Consider the following 17,929-nt stretch of genomic DNA (forward strand, 5'->3'; position numbering starts at 1 on the left):
CGCCGTGGCCCGAAATGCCACATATCCCTCTGATCCCCGCATCCATGTGACTGCGCAGCACTTGCTGCAACTTGGTGGCAGGTCTACCGGGCTTAGCTTGCTGCCAAAACAACCAGCCCGTTCGATCCTTAACGGGCGGCATTCCTCGCGATTGCGCGGACGTGGTCTTAATTTCGAAGAACTGCGCAACTACCTGCCCGGCGACGATATTCGAACCATTGATTGGAAAGTCACAGCCAGAACAGGTGCCCCCCACGTCCGCGTTTACACCGAAGAGCGTGACCGCCCTGTCCTGTTGTTGGTTGATCAAAGGGTTTCGATGTTCTTCGGAACCAAGGAATTCATGAAATCTGTTGTGGCCGCAGAGGCAGCAGCAATCGCAGCGCATCGAGTATTGGCGCAGGGCGACCGCGTAGGAGGTATTGTTTTCGGTGACACTGGTCTAGCAGAACACCGCCCTCAAAGACGTGCGGCGGCGCTTATGCGATTTCTAACTTCTGTCGGAGCCATGAACTGCAATCTGAATGCAGATTTGCGGTTCGAAACGTCCGTTACGTTGAACGAAGTTTTGAAGCAGGCAGCGCGTATCGCTCATACCAATGCGCTAGTCTGCGTATTTTCTGATTTCGACGGTGTGGACCAGAACTCGGAGAGCCTGTTTCGCAGACTGTCACACGCAAACGACCTGATCCTGTTTAACATTTCTGATCCCAGCGCACATACAGTTCCGACCGAGGCAAGGCTGACCGTCTCGGATGGAGAACAGCAGATCGAAATCGATGGCTCGACCCCCGATCTGGCAAAGCGAATCCGAGAGGCTATGGAAGATCGGCTGGCCCAGTTGTCCAAATGGTCCCTAAGATATGGGTTCCCCATCGTTCCGTTGACAACTGCTGAACCAGCGCTGGGACAACTTTTGAAACTGTTCGGTCATGGCGGAGGTCCGAGATGAGTGCCGACGTCGAAGGCAAGTCCCTTGTCGAACTGCTGGACATGCTGAAACCCGCGCCAGAGCCACAGGTGATCGCGATGACACCGCAAACCGTGGGGTGGCTAATTTTGGCGGTTTTACTAATCTTTGCAGTTCTTTGCGCGGCGCTACTGATACGTCGACGCCGCAAGTTGAATGCATACCGCCGATTGGCTCTAGCAAATATTGACGACGCTCAAGGCGATGTAGCCCAAATTGCCGACGTTTTGCGCCGAACGGCACTGGCGGTATATCCGCGCTCGCTGGTTGCAGGTCTCTATGGTCGAGAGTGGATTGATTTCCTGAACCGATCTTCGGCTGCGGTCTTTCCTGATGCCCTAGGACATGTTCTTACCGAAGCGCCCTACAAAGCGACGAGGAATGATCCAGAAGTCGCTGAAATTGCGAAAAAATGGATAAAAACACATCGTGTTGAAGGAGTGTCCTGATGATCTCCTTCGCTGCGCCTTGGGCCTTCCTTCTTTTACCGGTACCTGCGGTCGTTTATTGGTTCGCTCCGCCATATCGCGAAAAAGCGGCTTCGATCCGAATACCCTTTTTCCGCCGCGTGGCTAAAGCGAGTGGCATAGAGCCGCGGTCCGGTTCGTCGATACGCAATCGCGCCAGACTACCCAAGCTTACAATCATACTAATCTGGTTTCTTCTGGTACTAGCGCTTGCGCGACCTGAAAGACTGGCTGACCCGATAACACTCGAAAAATCCGCGCGCGACGTTGTTCTGGCGCTCGATATTTCAGGATCAATGGATCAGCGAGACTTCACGTCAACCGACGGTGCGCCGAAACAACGGTTAGAGGCTGTGAAAGATGTCATGCGCACTTTCATATCCGAACGTGAAAGTGATCGAATGGCTTTGATAGTCTTCGGCACCAGAGCATTCATACAAGCCCCATTTACGCAGGATACCAAAAGTTTAAACGGCTTTCTTGATCAGACCGCGGTTGGAATGGCAGGCCCCAACACCGCACTTGGTGACGCTATTGGCTTGGGCATTCGTACGTTCGAATCCAGCGACGTTGATCAGCGTATGATGATCGTCCTAAGCGACGGAGCCGACACATCCAGCAGGATGACCTCGATCAATGCAGCCGCCATTGCGGCCGAGAAAGGGGTTGCCGTGTACACGATTGGCGTCGGCGATCCGAGCGCGACCGGAGAAGACCGTGTCGATCTTCAGGCATTGCAGGATATCGCGGAACGCACGGGTGGCCAGTACTTTTTTGCAGATGATGAAGAAGCCCTGACCGATGTCTACCGGCAGATCGATGCGCAAAACCCAAGGATCGTAGAAACGCAAAGTTTCCGCCCAAGGGAAAACCTCGGTCAATACCCGCTGTTGGCCGCGGTGATTGTGATACTTGCGATCTCAACCTATCTCAGCGTTTTTCAGCACCGCAGGTGGCCCCAATGATTGAGGCACTGGCGGAATTTCATTTTATTCGAGCGTATTGGCTGTTTTTTCTTATCCCAGTCCTCTTTCTTTGGAGGATAACCCGCCCCAAGAAATCACAGAAACAGGATTTCTCGGAAAGTATCGCCCCGCACCTTGCAGAAGCGTTGCGGGTTGGCGCTGCAGAAACCCGCGGAGTTTACCCAGCTGACATCGCGATGATAGCGAGCGCGTTTATTGTATTGGCTGCGGCAGGCCCGACCTGGTCTCGAATGGAAAACCCATTGATTGCTGATACCGCTCCTTTAGTAATTACGCTGAAGGTAGCGGAAAGTATGGAGAATTCTGACTTAACGCCCTCCAGATTAGAGCGCGCAAAGTTCAAAATCACCGATCTCATCAACGCTCGCGCCGGTGCTCAGACCGCGCTCGTGGCTTATGCCGGGTCACCGCACCGCGTAGCCCCTTTGACTGAGGACGCCAATATCCTACGCCCCTTGCTTGAAGGTTTGGAACCGGCAGTCATGCCCAAAGACGGGGATTCAGCCACTGACGCTTTGGCAATTGGCGAAGACATACTGCAAGGCAACACGACGGCAGGAGCCATCCTTTTTGTCTTGGATGATATCGCACCATCCCAGCTGCAAAACATGAAAACAACCGAAACTCAGCTTTTGTTTCTGACCATGCTTCCTGAGGGTGACACAATCGTTCAATTGGACAATTTTGAAAGTGCACAAGTTGTTCAATTCTCAAACGATGATCAAGACATCAGGCAATTACAAAAGCTTATCAAATCTTCCTATACCAGCGCGCTGGACGACAACGACCTTGTGAAATGGCGCGATCAGGGGTGGATTTTTGCTTGGCCCGCGGCCTTGATGTGTTTGCTGTGGTTCAGGCGCGGTTGGGTAATACAATGGGTATTGCTGGTTTGCTTTTTAGCTTCTCCGTCAGGTCCAGCCCAGGCCGAAGGTTGGCGAGATTGGTTCCGGACACCGGATCAACAGGGGCAAATCGCGTTGAATAACAAAGAGTTTGCAAAGGCTGCTGACCTATTCGAAGACCCGTACCACCAAGGTTATGCACTGTTGAAAGCGGGAAAATACCCCGAGGCGATCACCGTTTTGACCCAGTTAAACACCCCAGAGGCCGCATTTGCAGAAGGCTTGGCAAGAATTCGAAACCGAGAATACCGGCCTGCAATTTCCGCGTTCGAAACTGCTCTGGAGAGGCGACCAGGCTGGCCTGAGGCACAACACAACCTTGAAGTTTCACAGGCTATTCTTGCTTATGTTGAAACCACCAGAGAGCAGTCCGACACCGGAGAAGAAGCAGGTATCGGAGCGGACGACACCGTTTTCGATAATGAGGATGGACGCGGCCAAGATACGACCGCCCAGGCGCCTGTAGACGGGTCCGCTCCGTTGCCAGCGGATCAATGGATCAGTGCGATTGACACTGACATGCAGGATTTCTTGCGCAACCGCTTCCTTCTGGACAATCAGGCTCAAGAACAATGAGATACTTGGTTCTTCTCATATGTTTGGTCGCTCCATCAGTCGCGCTACCACAATCGGAAAGCTCCAGTGAACCACGCGTGTCTGTCGAAGTTCCAGAAGAAAGTGTTATCGTCGGCCAACCCGCCCTGGTTCGTGTGAAAGTTCTTGTTCCAACCTTCATGCCGTCCCCACCGGTGTTTCCGTCCCTTGAACAAGAAAATCTACTGGTTCGTTTGCCTGAGCGCGCCTCGGGCCCAGTAAGTGACACAGTTGATGGTAAAACTTGGTCCGGGGTCCAGCGCAGTTATCGACTTTACCCTTTGACACCCGGCCAATTGGATTTTGGCGAGCAAGATGTCGAAGTCACTTTTGCGGATCCTGACACGAATAAGCCCGTGCAGAGCACCGTAACGCTTCCGAAAATCTCTTTGTCAGTCGAAGTGCCTGAAGGCGCACAAGGGTTGGACCCGCTGATCATCGCCAACGGCTTTGAACTAAACCAAGACATTGAAGGGCCTTCCGAACTACATGCGGGAGACGCCATTACGCGCAAGTTAACGGCAAATATTTATGGAACCAGCTCAATACTAATACCCCCGCTTTTGGTGGATACGGACGATCCGCTGCTGAAGGCTTACCCGAAAGACCCGCGGTTTTCGGAATCCGAGGACCGTGGGATCCTTTCGGGCCAGCGCGTTGACGAGGTGGTTTATCTTGCCCAAGCAGCAGGAAAAACGACGCTGCCGCCTGTAACCTTGCGTTGGTATAACCTTGAATCCGACAGCGTTGAAACAGCCGAGGTACCAGCAATAGACCTGCAATTGACGGGGCCAGCCAAGCAGCAATTTGGCATACGGAACCTTCTGCAGGTCACTCCCTACGTTATATTTTTTACGTTAGTCTTGGCTGCCGTATTTCGTTTGATGGTTCCTTGGTATCGACGCAGGCGCAAGGTGCAAGCACAAATCTACAATGCGTCGCCGGAGTTCGCGTTAGCGCAACTAAGAACTGCGCTAAATGAACAGGACCTGTCAAAAGCCTATTCAGCATTGGATTTATGGAAGTCGCGCACGGTGGAAACGGTCGATACCAGTGTCATGGAACGCCACTTGGCTGCGATATCCGCAACAAGATACGCTGCGACGAAATCGGGTGCTGAGCCGGATTGGTCAGGTGCCATCGCGGCTATCGGCTCGTTGTCAAAGAGCACACAGCGTAAACCGACGGCACTTCCGCCGCTAAATCCTTGAGTTCAGGTTTGGCAATTTGCAAACAGGGCCGCCCTGTCTTTTATCAGGATGCGGCCGTAACCGATTTCAATTAAATCCAAATCCTCTAATCGGTGAAGGCTTCTGTGTAGCGTAGGACGGGAAACAGCCACCATCTCTGCCAATTCTTCCTGAGATACTATGATCCAGCCATCGGATTTGGACGTTCCCTCGTCCAGATGAAGCAAACGAAGAGCCACCCTTTTCTCGGCCCCGGTTACAAGAAGGTTGGCAATAACCCTCAAAGCAGTCCGCATATTGTAGTGGGTCAATGCGTAGAAATCTCGGATGTAGTCCGGATGTTTCTGTACAAGGCTATTGATCCGCGCACTTGGAAAAAACAGTACTGTGGTCTCGCAAGTTGTCACGACACTCATCAATCTGAATGAGTTCGCGAACATTGCCAGATCACCAAACCAGAAACCAACGCCTTGGCGGTGAAAGACTAAGTCCTGTCCATCATCCGCAGGAACGGCCAACAAAACCCCACCATCCAACACTGCGTACAGCCCATTGACCGGATCACCGTGATGGTAAAGCGTTTCACCAGTTTCAAACGCCCGCACCATCCCGCAGCTCAATAAATCTTCCTGGAAACATTGCGAGCGCTCGGCAAACCAAGTGGCTTCCCGCAAGAGGTTCATATTATTAACTTTATCAAACATTAGTAATTTCCAATGTGATCATATGATAAATTTAAAGTCCACCTTTTACCATACAGTAAAAGAGTTCGATTCCTTCACGAGCTACTCTGCCAAAAGGTCGAGCAAATTTTCTAAAACGGTTCAATTTCCTTATGTTGAACCTTTTTTTCAACAAGACTCTTTGGGTCTTTCTGACCCATATAGATCGGGAGAAAACCATGTCACCACCACGTTTGACGACCAAGAATTGGCGAATTGGGCTTCGCCGGATTGCTGTGGCGACTTTCGCCGTGGCCTTGGCGCTGCCAGCTTGGGCGCAGGACCAAAAGCCCAATATTCTGGTGATCTGGGGCGATGACATTGGCCAGTCCAACATCTCAGCCTACACCATGGGACTGATGGGGTATCAAACTCCGAATATTGACCGTGTAGCCAAGGAAGGCATGATCTTCACCGACTATTACGGCGAACAATCCTGTACGGCCGGCCGCTCGTCCTACATTATGGGTCAGTCGGTATTCCGGACTGGATTGTCAAAAGTTGGCTTGCCGGGTGCTGATCTGGGTATGCAGGTCGAAGACCCCACCATAGCCGGACTTTTGAAGGACCACGGCTATGTAACCGGGCAGTTCGGAAAAAACCACCTTGGTGATAAGGACGAACATCTTCCCACAAACCACGGTTTTGATGAGTTTTTCGGAAACTTGTATCATTTGAACGCCGAAGAAGAACCGGAAAATGAAGACTACCCCGGTGATGCTGTTCTTGCTGACGGTCGCACGTTCCGCGAAGCCTACGGTCCCCGAGGCGTCATTAAGTCCAAAGCCGATGGAACAATCGAAGACACCGGCCCGCTAACTAAAAAGCGTATGGAGACGGTTGACGAAGAAACGGTCGCTGCGGCGATTGATTTCATCAAGCGCGCGAACGAACAGGGTCAACCCTTCTATGTTTGGTGGAATGGTACTCGCATGCACTTTCGAACCCATGTCAAAGACGAAATGCGCGCCCAGGCGAACGAGATCTTTGGCGGTGTGGCAGACGAGTACACTGCTGGTATGATCGAGCATGACATGCATGTCGGCCAATTGCTGGATTTACTGGATGAGCTTGGCATCGCCGACAACACGATCGTGCATTACTCGACCGACAACGGCCCACACATGAACACGTGGCCAGACGCGGCCGCAACGCCATTCTGGGGTGAAAAGAACACGAACTGGGAAGGTGGCTGGCGCGTGCCGTCGATGGTGCGGTGGCCTGGCAAAATCGAAGCCGGTTCCGTCACAAACGAAATCGTGCATCATATGGATTGGTTGCCAACCTATCTGGCGGTCGCCGGTGACGCAGATATCAAAGAAAAGCTGAAAGCCGGATATAGCTCGGCTGCTATGGGCCGTGACTACAAAGTGCATCTGGATGGATACAACATCTTACCGTTGTTGACTGGTGAGGCGGCTGAAAGCCCACGTCGTGAAATCTTCTATTTCTCGGATGATGGCGACCTTACGGCACTGCGTTTTGATGATTGGAAGCTGATCTTCCTTGAGCAGAAAGCATGGGCAACCCTGCGCGCATGGATCGAACCGTGGACAGAGCTTCGTATCCCTCTGATCATCAACCTGCGTCGCGACCCATATGAACGCGCCTATCGGACGTCCAACACCTATTACGACTGGCTGCTGGATCGAGCGTACTTCTTGGTACCTGCCCAGCAATATGTTGGTAACTTCTTGGCAACATTCCAAGAGTTCCCTCCACGCCAGAAAGCTGCCAGCTTCAATCTGGATCAGGTGATGGAGAAATTGGCCACTCCGACAAACAACTAATGTCGACAGCAATACTTCAGGGGGCCGTTTCAACAACAACGGCCCCTTGCGATTTTCAGACATAAGGAATTGATCATGAAAGCCGTTCTTCTCTCTGGGCTTCTCTCGGTTTCAGCGGTTTTTGCTTATGCTGATCCGCTGCCCAGTTGGCAGGATGCCGACTCCAAGGCCCGCATTATCGATTTTGTACGCTCTGTCACTGACCCCCAGGGGATGGACTATGTAACACCGGCCGACCGAATTGCCGTTTTTGACAATGACGGCACCCTTTGGGCGGAACAGCCTGTCTATTTTCAGCTCATTTTTGCAATGGACCGTCTGTCAGAAATGGCTGAAGCAGATCCGACCATTCTGAGCAGCCCTGTTCTGGAAGCCGCCGCCAAACGCGATGTGCAAGCCATCGCGGAAGGTGGGCATGACGCGCTGATCGAAGTGATCAACGCGTCGCATTCTGGCACAAGCGTCGACGCATTCCAGGTGGCGGTCGAGGAATGGCTAAACACCGCACAACATCCTGAAACCGGCCTAAACTATGATGCGATGACCTATCAACCGATGGTGGAGCTTCTTCGCTACCTCAGAGATGAAGGATTTCGAACTTATATCGTGTCCGGAGGTGGGTTGCATTTCATGCGTGTCTTCGCCGAAGAAGCTTATGGCATTCCGCCGGAACAGGTGTTGGGTACCTATTCTGCTTCGACCTACGAAACGTTGGATGGCAAACCGGCTATCGTCAAATCGCCGGGCATCGCCTTCATCGACGACAAGGAAGGCAAGCCCATCAACATCGAACGCACTATCGGGCGGCGGCCGATCTTTGCCGCGGGCAACTCCGACGGAGATTTCGCAATGCTTGAATGGACAACTGCCGGAGACGGACCAAGGTTAGGAGTGTTGATCCATCATACAGACGCGGCGCGTGAATGGGCCTATGACCGTGAAAGTCCAATCGGGAAACTGGTGGACGGGTTGGACAAGGGGCCGGATATGGGATGGGTGATCGTAGGTATGGCCGAGGATTGGAAACGCGTCTACACTGGCTCCGACTAGATTGAAGAAGGGCCGCTAACACGATGTGGACACTGCTTGTTTCTGTCGCCGTCTTTTGCCTTTACGTGACGGCGGCCATCTTTGCTTTACGCGCGGCCCAAACTGCAAGAACACCACAAGGGGCCGTCGGTTGGGTGGTTTTCCTGATCTCGGCCCCTGTTTTTGGTGTCCCGCTGTATTTGTTTCTGGGCCATCACCGGTTTCGGGGCTACCGCATCGCGCGCAAGCAAAGCGAAAGCGTGGTCGAGGGGATCAAGACCTTCGCTGATTTTTCTAAACCCGACCCCAAAACAATGAACATAAACCCAAAGCCGTTCGAGGCTTTGGCCCATCTGCCTGTGTCGCGCGGCAACGGTGCACAGTTGCTGGTCGACGGACAGGCCACATTCGATGCGATCTTCGAGGCCATTGACGCAGCGCGCAGCTACGTTCTTATACAGTTCTATATCGTTCGCGACGACGCTTTGGGGCAGCGTTTGCAAGCCAAGTTGATCGCTGCAGCGGAAAGAGGCGTCAGTGTTCGCTTTATGACGGACTCGGTTGGCAGCTACAGTTTGCCGACAGCCTATTTGGACAAGTTGCGCGAGGCAGGTGTCGAAATCGCCAACCCGCGTGATCGCCGCGGCCCCCAGCATCGGTTTCAGCTGAACTATCGCAATCACCGAAAGACAGTGATTATTGATGGTGAGATCGGGTTCATCGGCGGCCACAACGTCGGTGTCGAGTATTTGGGCCAGGACAATCATTTTGGCCATTGGCGGGACACGCATATCCGGATGACCGGTCACATTGTCCGCCAGCTGCAACTGATTTTCACGGAAGACTGGCACTGGGCGCATGAAGAAGACTTGATTGACGAACTGGTCTGGGCAGGGCCGGAGTCCGATCAAGACATGAACGCCCTTCTTGTAGCAACCGGCCCGGGCGACGAGACCGAGACCGGAGCCATGATGTTTTTTGCCGCCATCGCCGAGGCCAAAACACGCCTGTGGATCGCATCGCCATACTTCGTTCCCGATATCGATGTGATGACGGCCCTTCAACACGCCGCCCTTCGCGGCGTCGATGTGCGCATTCTGGTCCCCGAAGTCATTGACCACCGCCTTCCATGGCTGGCTGCCTTTGCTTATTTCGACGAAATCCGGGACTGCGGTGCTCGTGTTTTTCGCTACACGGACGGGTTTATGCATCAAAAGGTATTCGTGGTGGACGACACTCTTGCTGCCGTGGGCACGACAAATCTGGACAACCGTTCATTCCGGCTGAATTTCGAAGCGATGGCCCTGTTTTTTGACAGCCGGGCCGCCGAGGCCGTCGCCGAAATGCTTAAGAACGATTTTGACAACAGTTATGAGCTTGAACGGAACCTGCCCGACCAGCGCGCTTATATCCGGTTCGGATCGCCCCTGGCGCGCCTGTTTGCGCCGATCCTTTAACCCATAAGCTCTTCTTTGAAGACCTGCGTCATCACGGCCACCATGAAGGCTGTGGACAGACCAAAGGCCAACAAACCTGTCACCGACGCGAAAGCACCGAAGATACGCAGGGGTTCGCCCAAGACGATGTCGCCATACCCAAGCGTCGTGAACGTCACCAACGAGAAATACAGCGCTGTGTTCCAGTCGGGTAGAATATCCCCCAGGATCCAGACCACCGCCCATAGCCAGACCTGAAACGTATGGATCGCGACGATAAACACCAATGCCACACATAACGGAGCTGCAATGGTGAAAAACCTTTTGCTGTTCTCCAGTCGCAACGCAAAGATGCGGATTACCTGCGTGCACCACGTCAGCAGAATGATTTCCAAAACGAAGCAAATCCCAAGATAGATGCTGCCCCATACGATCTGTTCAAGTAAGGTCATGTGTCCGTATCTCGTTTTGCCTTCTGAAAAAGCTCTGCAACAATGACTGGTTAGGCCCATCGGGACAACCCTGCGTGATCCGCTGCGACGAATGGAAACGAATCCGTGTCAGTGCTGGACTCCGACTGCGTTGGGTCCACATTGTGGCGCACGGTAAGAGAGCGATCAGAATGCTGCTGAAAATCGAGAATGTTCGAAAATCCTATCCTGGAGGACGACCGGTGCTTCAGGGTGTTTCGCTTGACTTGGACACGGCCCAAACTTTGGCGCTGACCGGTGAAAGCGGCAGCGGCAAAAGCACCCTTCTGAACCTCGCGGCGGCGATGGACAGTTTCGAAGACGGAGAGATCACGTTGGATGGCACAGGTTTGTCGTCGCTCGACGACCCCGGCCGGGCCGATCTACGCCGGCATAGCCTGTCGATTGTTTTCCAGCAGTTCAATCTGATCCCATCTTTGACGGTCAGGCACAACCTATCCTTCCACGCCCGGCTTGCGGGGCAAGAGGATAAAGACTGGAACGCCCATCTGGCCGACCGGTTGGGCCTGTCTGATCTTTTGGATCGCTACCCCGAGACGCTTTCGGGCGGCCAACAACAACGCGTCGCTATCGGGCGCGCGCTGGCGTCTCGACCCAAGCTGCTGCTTGCCGACGAACCGACAGGCAATCTCGACGAAACCGCCAGCGCGAATGTTTTGGACCTGATGTTGTCGCTGGTCTCCGAGACAGGGACCGCTCTGCTTTTGGTGACACACTCAAGCGAGATTGCAGACCGGCTGGACAAGCGCGCGCATCTCAGCGGTGGTCGCATAGCATGACGCAAGCCGTTATTCAGGCCCTGCTGTCCCATTGGCGCGCACATCGAATACAACTCGCCACCCTTCTGATCGGGATCGCGCTGGCGACAGCGCTGTGGTCGGCTGTACAAGCCATCAATGCCGAAGCCAGGGCCAGTTATCAAAGGGCGAACAACCAGTTGGCTCTGGGGCAATTCGATACCCTTCAAGACCCCTCGGGCCTGTTTCCCTTAGCACGCTACACCGAGCTGAGGCGTGCAGGATGGCAAGTGGCCGCCGCGCTAGAGGGCTCTATGCGCATAAACGGCCGCACGGTTCGAGTGCTGGGTGTAGATATGCTTAGCTACCCTGCCCTGCCCGCAGTTACCCAGATGGAGGAAGGCGAAACCCCTCCTGATCCGGCCCAGATACTGACCGCTCCAGGCCGATTGCTGGTACACCCTGAGCTGGCAACGTTGCTAACTGGAACCCAGGACCTGCCACCAATGGTGGTGACAGATAACCTTCCATCAGACCTGATCCTTACAGATATTGGTGTGGCCGAGGTTTTGCTGAACCGCCCCGGTCTTTTGTCCCGTGTCATCATCTTACCGAACCAACCACGCAACCTGCCAGATCTTGCCGCCGTCGCTCCGTCTCTGGAACGGATAGACGCAGCCTCGCAACTGGACACGGCCCAACTGACCGACAGTTTCCATCTGAACCTGACAGCTTTTGGATTGCTGTCCTTTGCAGTTGGGCTGTTCATCGTCCACGGTACGGTCGGGCTTGCCTTTGCTCAGCGGCGCGCAATGATCCGCACCTTACGGGCACTTGGAGTCTCGATGCGGCGACTGGTCTGGATGATCATGGCGGAACTGACCCTTTTTGCCATCGTCGGAGGCATCCTTGGCCTGATGCTTGGGTTCTTCATTGCGGGCGCTTTGCTGCCTGATGTTGCAGCCACTTTGCGCGGTTTGTACGGGGCACCTGTGAGTGGCCAGATCGCCTTGCAACCTGAATGGGTTCTGGCGGGCCTTGCGATGGCCGTCGGTGGCACCTTGCTTGCCAGCGGGCAAGCCCTGTTCCGCTTGTCCCGAATGCCATTGCTGTCGGGCGCTGAGCTTCAGACGTGGCGTGTAGCGTCGTCAGACAGGTGGCTTTCCCCTATTGCGGGCTCTGTGGCGATCCTAGGTGGTGTCGCGGCGCACCTTTTGGTCGGAGGCCTGGTAAGCGGTTTTGCCATGGTCGCCGGCTTTCTGGTCGGTGCCGCGCTCATTTTGCCAACGTTGTTATCCCTCGCGCTGCAAGTGCTGCAACGCCGTGCAACAGGCCCGATCGCCCAATGGGTATGGTCCGACATGCGCGCTCAGCTTCCCGGTCTGTCCTTGGCCTTGATGGCCCTGTTGTTGGCCCTGGCTGCCAATGTCGGTGTGGGCACGATGGTGTCCAGCTTTCGACTGACCTTTACCGGATGGCTGGATCAACGCCTGACGTCCGAACTGTACCTGACACCTTCCGATCAACAACAGGCGCAAGAGATTGCCGAATGGCTTGCCCCACAAGTGCACGCATTACTACCTATTCGCAACGTGGAGCTGTCGCATAGCTCGGGACCTTTGTTTTTGTACGGCGTTGTCGACGATCAGACCTATCGCGAAAAATGGCCCCTGATCGCATCTTCATCAGAAACGTGGGACCGTGTGATGGACGGAACTGCAATCTTGATCAACGAACAATTGGCCCGGCGCGAAGACCTTTGGCCGGGTGACGTTCTAAGCCTTGGCGCGAACCTCAGTTTGCCCATAGCAGGGGTGTATTCTGATTATGGCAACCCCACCGGACAAGCCATCGTTTCGATGGATCGCCTTGATAAAATCGCCCCCGGCGCGAAAATCCGTGGCTTTGGCATCCGAGTCCCTGAAGATCGGGCAACGGAACTGGCCCAGACCGTGCGTGACCGCTTTGATCTGCCATCGCGGTCGGTCGTTCAACAGGCGGCGATGAAGGCGCAATCCGTGGCGGTTTTTGAAAAAACATTCGTCGTCACTTCGGCGCTGAACATCCTGACACTTGGTGTCGCAGGATTTGCGATTCTGACAAGCCTGCTAACACTGTGGACGCAGCGCTTGCCGCAAATTGCGCCGATCTGGGCGCTGGGGTTAACACGAGCGCGTCTGGCCCGGCTAGAGCTGTTGCGCAGCGTGTTGCTTGCGGCGCTGACGGCGGTTTTCGCGCTGCCGCTTGGGTTGGTGTTGGCATGGACCCTACTTGCGGTCATAAATGTCGAGGCCTTCGGCTGGCGATTGCCGATGTATCTGTTTCCATCGGATTGGGTCTATCTTCTGGTGCTCACCCTTGTGGCCGCTCTCATCGCGGCTGCCCTGCCTGCACTTCGCCTGTTACGCCTGCCGCCAGCCGACCTTTTAAGGGTGTTCGCCAATGAGCGTTAAATATGTCCTCTTGATACTGACTTTGCTGTTGCCAAGCACGGCACAGAGCCAAGGCTATGCCGGTTTGGGCGGCTCGGCCGAAGGGTTCGACGTACCTCAAGCAGGTTATGATTTCAGCTTTCCGCAAGATCACGGTCCGCACCCGTCATACCGGATCGAATGGTGGTATCTAACGGCAAACCTGAGCGGAGAGGATGGGCGCAGCTATGGTTTGCAATGGACCCTGTTCAGATCGGCCCTCAGACCAAACGAAGTCGAAGGGTGGCAAAGCCCTCAAATCTGGATGGGCCACGCAGCTGTCACCACACCCGAAGCGCATCACTTTGCAGAGCGCCTGTCGCGTGGCGGTATTGGTCAGGCGGGCGTCACAGCCGACCCGTTCGCGGCGTGGATCGATGAATGGTACATGCAGGGGGACGATCTGGATCGTCTGAACCTTCGCGCTCAGGGGGCTGACTTTGGGTATGATGTGTCCCTCGACGCGCAGGGTCCGTTGGTTTTCCATGGAAACGGCGGGTATTCCGTCAAATCCGCAGACGGGCAAGCCAGTTACTACTACTCGCAACCTTTCTACACCGTTGAAGGGACGCTGCGGCTGCCTGACGGCGATATCGCTGTCACGGGGCAAGCCTGGCTGGACCGCGAATGGTCATCGCAGCCGCTGGCTGCCGACCAGACCGGGTGGGATTGGTTTTCCCTCAGCTTCGATGACGGTGACAAGCTGATGGCCTTCCGCCTAAGGGGGGGCCGTGGGGACTTTACCGCCGCCACGTGGATTGCCCCTGACGGTACAACCATCTCTTTGCCCGATGGTGCTGTACGGGTCCTTCCGTTGGACACGGCACAGGTGGCTGATCGTGATGTGCCCATTCGGTGGCAGGTCACGCTGCCGGATCGCGATCTTGATGTAGAGGTATCGGCTATGACACCGGATTCATGGATGGCGACGATGTTTGAATATTGGGAGGGTCCGGTTACCGTCACTGGCAGCCACAGTGGTCGTGGCTACCTTGAAATGACCGGATACTGACTAGCGAACGACAAAAACCGAGACGTTAGAGTGTCGCACTACCCGTGCCGCATTCGGACCCAGAAGGTAGTCCTTGAAATCCGGTTTGTGCGCTCCGATCACGATCAGATCTGACCCGGCACTATCGGCCGTTTTCAGGATTTCCTGATAGGCTGTACCGGTTGCAACCACATGGCGGACAGTCTCGTTCCGTTCCGCACCCAGCGCCGCGACACACATATCGGTCAGTTTCGTCTGCGCTTCTTCCAACGCTTTTTCATGGAAATCGGCTTGAAAGAAACCGGACACCCAGCTTTCGCCGAAATCCGGCAGAACAGTTACAACATCAAGCTGCGCGTCTTCCATCTGGGCTAAGGCAGCCGCTTTTTTGAAGACATGGACATCCAGATCACCATTGCTGATGTCAACGGCACAGAGGACAGAGTTTGTCATGCGGGCACCTCTTGTCTGGTGGCACGGCCACGTTGCAGGAAGGCGATCAGACCCAGGAATATCATCGCCGGGATATAGATCAGTTGTTTCGGAGGCTGGCTGGACGGCACACTGACCGAGGTCAGACGGACCGCCTCATCCCCGTAATAGTCAAAGATGTCCAGATCATCGGCAACCGGCGCACCGAACAAGGGTTCTTCCAATTTGACCAACCCATCCTCTGGGATCAGCAACAGCCCCAAAGCTTCAACCCGCGCTTCGCCGCCCTCTTCGTCGCCGACGGTCACGACTACCGTGGTATCAGTCATCTCAAGCGTGTCAAAATCGGGGCCAGCAACGACCAGTCGCATCTCGGTTCCCGGTGGGGTTTGGCCGATCGTTTCGACCAAAGCAGCCGGTTCGACCGATGTGTACGGAGGCGCGATCCGATCCATGAAGTAGTCCGGTCGGAACAGTGCAAAAGCCACAGCGATCAGCGCGATGCTTTCATAGATACGGCTGTGGGTCAGGAAATAGCCCATTGTCCCCGCAGTGAAGACGAGGATGGCAATGGTCGCGAATATAGCGACGATTATGCCCTCGACCCAAGTGACGTCGATCAACAGCAGATCCGTGTTGAAGATGAACACAAATGGCAGCGCTACGGTGCGCAGGCTGTAGAAAAACGCGGTGAAGCCTGTCTTGATCGCGTCACCCCCAGAAACGGCGGCTGCAGCGAAGCTTGCCAAACCCACGGGCGGTGTCACATCAGCCATGATACCGAAATAGAACACGAACAGATGCACGGCGATTAGCGGCACGATCAGCCCGCTTTGCGCGCCCAGCTCAACCACCACTCCGGCCATCAAAGAACTGACGACGATATAGTTCGCAGTGGTCGGCAGGCCCATGCCCAGAATCAGGCTAAGCAGTCCGACCATCACCAGCATCAGAATCAGGTTGCCGCCCGACAGGAACTCGACCAGATCAGCCATCACCTGCCCCACGCCGGTCAGCGTCACGGTGCCCACGATCACGCCCGCCGTGGCGGTGGCCAGCGCGATGCCGATCATGTTCCGCGCGCCGTCAATCAGGCCCTGCCATAGATCGGCCACGCCGTCGATGAACGTATCGTAAAGGTTGCTCTGACCCCGGAAGATTGCCTTGAGCGGCTTCTGCGTCACAAGAATTACAAACAGCAGCGCGGTGGCCCAAAACGCCGATAAGCCGGGCGATTTCTGTTCGATCATCAGGAAATAGACCAACACGATGATCGGCAGCAGATAGTGCAGACCCGCTTTGTAAATCTCGGCGATAACGGGCAGCTCTACCTCTTTGGCATTTGGATCGTCCGGCTCCAGATCCGGGACCTGAGAAGCCAGATAAAGAAGGACCACATAAACCGCACACACAATCAGGCTAAGGATCAGACCCGCCGCAGACGGAGCCCACGCCGTGACCGCCTCGACCGGGAATTGCGAGCTATAGCACAGCCCTGCAAACACTAGGAAAAAGGACAGCATCCCGACAACGGTCCGCGCCAGATGCACCTCGCGATTGCCCAGCGTCGGCATGTTGCGCTTCACGGCTTCGAGGTGAACGATATAGACCAGCGCGATGTAGGAAATCGCGGCGGGCAGGAAGGCGTGGGTGATCACCTCGACATAGGAGATGCCCACATATTCCACCATCAGGAAGGCCGCAGCCCCCATCACCGGCGGCATGATCTGTCCGTTCACCGAACTCGCCACCTCGACCGAACCCGCCTGTTCACTGGAAAAGCCCACCCGCTTCATCAGCGGTATGGTGAAGGTGCCGGTGGTCACCACGTTCGCAATCGACGAGCCCGAAATCAGGCCGGTTGCGGCCGACCCAACAACAGCCGCTTTGGCCGGACCACCCCGCAGGTGGCCAAGCGCGCCAAAGGCCATCTTGATAAAGTAATTCCCTGCCCCGGCCTTATCCAGCAATGCGCCGAACAGCACGAAGAGGAAAACGAATTTCGTAGACACACCAAGCGCGATGCCAAACACACCCTCGGACGTGATCCACATGTGGCTCATGGCTTTTTTCAAGCTTGCGCCCTTCCAGCGGATCACCTCGGGCACCCATTCCGAGGAACCGAAGAACACATAGAGCAGGAAGATCGTCGCGATGATTGCCATAGCCGGGCCAAGCGCGCGGCGTGCGGCCTCGAACAGCAGCAAAAGGCCACCCAGCGCGATCCACTTGTCGGTATCATCCGCCAGACCACCGGCGTTTACGATCTTGTCGTAGAAGAAATACCCGTAAAGCGCCACAAACGCCCCAAGAGCGCCCATGATCCAGTCTTGAATGGGAATGTAGTTTCGCGGACTAGATTTCAGTGCCGGATAGGCCGCAAAGGCCAGGAACATCGCAAAAGCCAGATGGATCTGGCGCGAGTTGTTCACCACGCTGCCCGGCAGAGCCACGTTGGAAATCGGCGAGGCCAGAACGACCTGAAACACCGACCAAAGCGCTGCAACGACAGCCAGAAAAATCCCGACACTGCCAACCGGATTACGCCCCCCTGCATCGGACGAGGCTACAAGCTCCTGTAGCTCTTCTTCGGATAGAGGGCGATTGGATTGGGTGTCGGAACTCATCAGGATGTCTCCCCGTCATGCGACCTTTTTGGCCTTATTCGCTACCCGGTTACGCCGGGCTTGGGTGGCGGAGCGCCCGAAGGCACTCCGC

Annotated in this window: 15 protein-coding genes and 1 pseudogene; 12 read left to right on the forward strand and 4 right to left on the reverse strand. The window is 55.2% G+C overall.

Annotation, left to right across the window (positions count from 1 at the left end):
* Nucleotides 1-4: 4 nt before the first annotated feature.
* From AC2TAD_RS01270 to AC2TAD_RS01295, 6 genes and pseudogenes are all read left to right on the forward strand, one after another.
* On the forward strand, nt 5-952 hold the full coding sequence (locus tag AC2TAD_RS01270) for a DUF58 domain-containing protein (protein ID WP_480865598.1): 948 nt from the start codon (nt 5-7) through the stop codon (nt 950-952).
* Nucleotides 949-1,419 (forward strand): DUF4381 domain-containing protein, encoded by a 471-nt coding sequence (locus AC2TAD_RS01275; RefSeq protein ID WP_480865599.1) that lies wholly within the window; start codon nt 949-951, stop codon nt 1,417-1,419. Before AC2TAD_RS01270 ends, AC2TAD_RS01275 begins: the two co-directional genes overlap by 4 nt.
* Entirely contained in the window at nt 1,419-2,402 is a 984-nt protein-coding gene (locus AC2TAD_RS01280; RefSeq protein ID WP_480865600.1) for a vWA domain-containing protein, read from the forward strand. The genes AC2TAD_RS01275 and AC2TAD_RS01280 overlap by 1 nt, the downstream gene beginning before the upstream one ends.
* A 251-nt stretch (nt 2,403-2,653) precedes the next feature.
* Nucleotides 2,654-2,989, forward strand: a pseudogene (locus AC2TAD_RS01285) (vWA domain-containing protein); the annotation flags it as partial.
* A 9-nt stretch (nt 2,990-2,998) separates the two neighbouring features.
* Nucleotides 2,999-3,904 carry a tetratricopeptide repeat protein gene (locus tag AC2TAD_RS01290; RefSeq protein ID WP_480866664.1) on the forward strand — a complete coding sequence of 302 codons (906 nt, stop codon included), beginning with the start codon at nt 2,999-3,001 and terminating at the stop codon, nt 3,902-3,904.
* Between the two features lie 77 nt (nt 3,905-3,981).
* A complete protein-coding gene (locus AC2TAD_RS01295; protein WP_480865601.1) occupies nt 3,982-5,133 on the forward strand; it encodes a hypothetical protein in 1,152 nt (383 codons plus the stop codon).
* A gap of 2 nt (nt 5,134-5,135) precedes the next feature.
* Here the strand turns inward: AC2TAD_RS01295 and AC2TAD_RS01300 are convergent, their stop codons facing one another.
* Entirely contained in the window at nt 5,136-5,816 is a 681-nt protein-coding gene (locus AC2TAD_RS01300) for a Crp/Fnr family transcriptional regulator (RefSeq protein ID WP_170751334.1), read from the reverse strand.
* Nucleotides 5,817-6,013: 197 nt separating this feature from the next.
* On the opposite strand from AC2TAD_RS01300, the gene AC2TAD_RS01305 reads away from it, so the two are divergent.
* The 3 genes from AC2TAD_RS01305 to cls all read left to right on the forward strand — a co-directional run bounded on the left by AC2TAD_RS01305 (nt 6,014) and on the right by cls (nt 10,110).
* Nucleotides 6,014-7,624, forward strand: coding sequence for an arylsulfatase (locus AC2TAD_RS01305; protein WP_174821779.1), 1,611 nt, complete (start codon nt 6,014-6,016; stop codon nt 7,622-7,624).
* 75 nt (nt 7,625-7,699) lie between these two features.
* Nucleotides 7,700-8,674 (forward strand): HAD family hydrolase, encoded by a 975-nt coding sequence (locus AC2TAD_RS01310; RefSeq protein ID WP_480865602.1) that lies wholly within the window; start codon nt 7,700-7,702, stop codon nt 8,672-8,674.
* Nucleotides 8,675-8,697: 23 nt separating this feature from the next.
* The gene (gene cls, locus AC2TAD_RS01315) at nt 8,698-10,110 is read left to right on the forward strand and encodes a cardiolipin synthase (RefSeq protein WP_480865603.1); all 1,413 of its coding nucleotides are present in this window, start codon (nt 8,698-8,700) and stop codon (nt 10,108-10,110) included.
* On the opposite strand, the gene AC2TAD_RS01320 is transcribed toward cls, so the two are convergent.
* Complete coding sequence (locus AC2TAD_RS01320; RefSeq protein WP_170354256.1) at nt 10,107-10,541, reverse strand: ion channel; 435 nt, start codon at nt 10,539-10,541, stop codon at nt 10,107-10,109. The two genes, cls and AC2TAD_RS01320, sit on opposite strands and share 4 nt — an antisense overlap.
* A gap of 170 nt (nt 10,542-10,711) precedes the next feature.
* Between AC2TAD_RS01320 and AC2TAD_RS01325 the strand changes: the two genes are divergently transcribed.
* From AC2TAD_RS01325 to AC2TAD_RS01335, 3 genes are read left to right on the forward strand one after another with little or no spacing between them, the layout of a single operon-like run.
* Complete coding sequence (locus AC2TAD_RS01325; RefSeq protein ID WP_480865604.1) at nt 10,712-11,359, forward strand: ABC transporter ATP-binding protein; 648 nt, start codon at nt 10,712-10,714, stop codon at nt 11,357-11,359.
* A complete protein-coding gene (locus tag AC2TAD_RS01330) occupies nt 11,356-13,770 on the forward strand; it encodes an ABC transporter permease (protein ID WP_480865605.1) in 2,415 nt (804 codons plus the stop codon). The genes AC2TAD_RS01325 and AC2TAD_RS01330 overlap by 4 nt, the downstream gene beginning before the upstream one ends.
* Nucleotides 13,760-14,800: a lipocalin-like domain-containing protein gene (locus AC2TAD_RS01335; protein WP_480865606.1), complete on the forward strand. Its 1,041-nt coding sequence runs from the start codon at nt 13,760-13,762 to the stop codon at nt 14,798-14,800. Before AC2TAD_RS01330 ends, AC2TAD_RS01335 begins: the two co-directional genes overlap by 11 nt.
* Here the strand turns inward: AC2TAD_RS01335 and AC2TAD_RS01340 are convergent, their stop codons facing one another.
* Both AC2TAD_RS01340 and AC2TAD_RS01345 read right to left on the reverse strand, forming a co-directional pair.
* Nucleotides 14,801-15,232, reverse strand: a complete 432-nt coding sequence (locus AC2TAD_RS01340) for a universal stress protein (protein WP_480865607.1) — start codon at nt 15,230-15,232, stop codon at nt 14,801-14,803.
* Nucleotides 15,229-17,838, reverse strand: a complete 2,610-nt coding sequence (locus AC2TAD_RS01345; RefSeq protein WP_170354261.1) for a TRAP transporter permease — start codon at nt 17,836-17,838, stop codon at nt 15,229-15,231. The genes AC2TAD_RS01340 and AC2TAD_RS01345 overlap by 4 nt, the downstream gene beginning before the upstream one ends.
* Nucleotides 17,839-17,929: the final 91 nt, after the last annotated feature.

The organism is Ruegeria sp. HKCCD7628, from assembly GCF_057221005.1.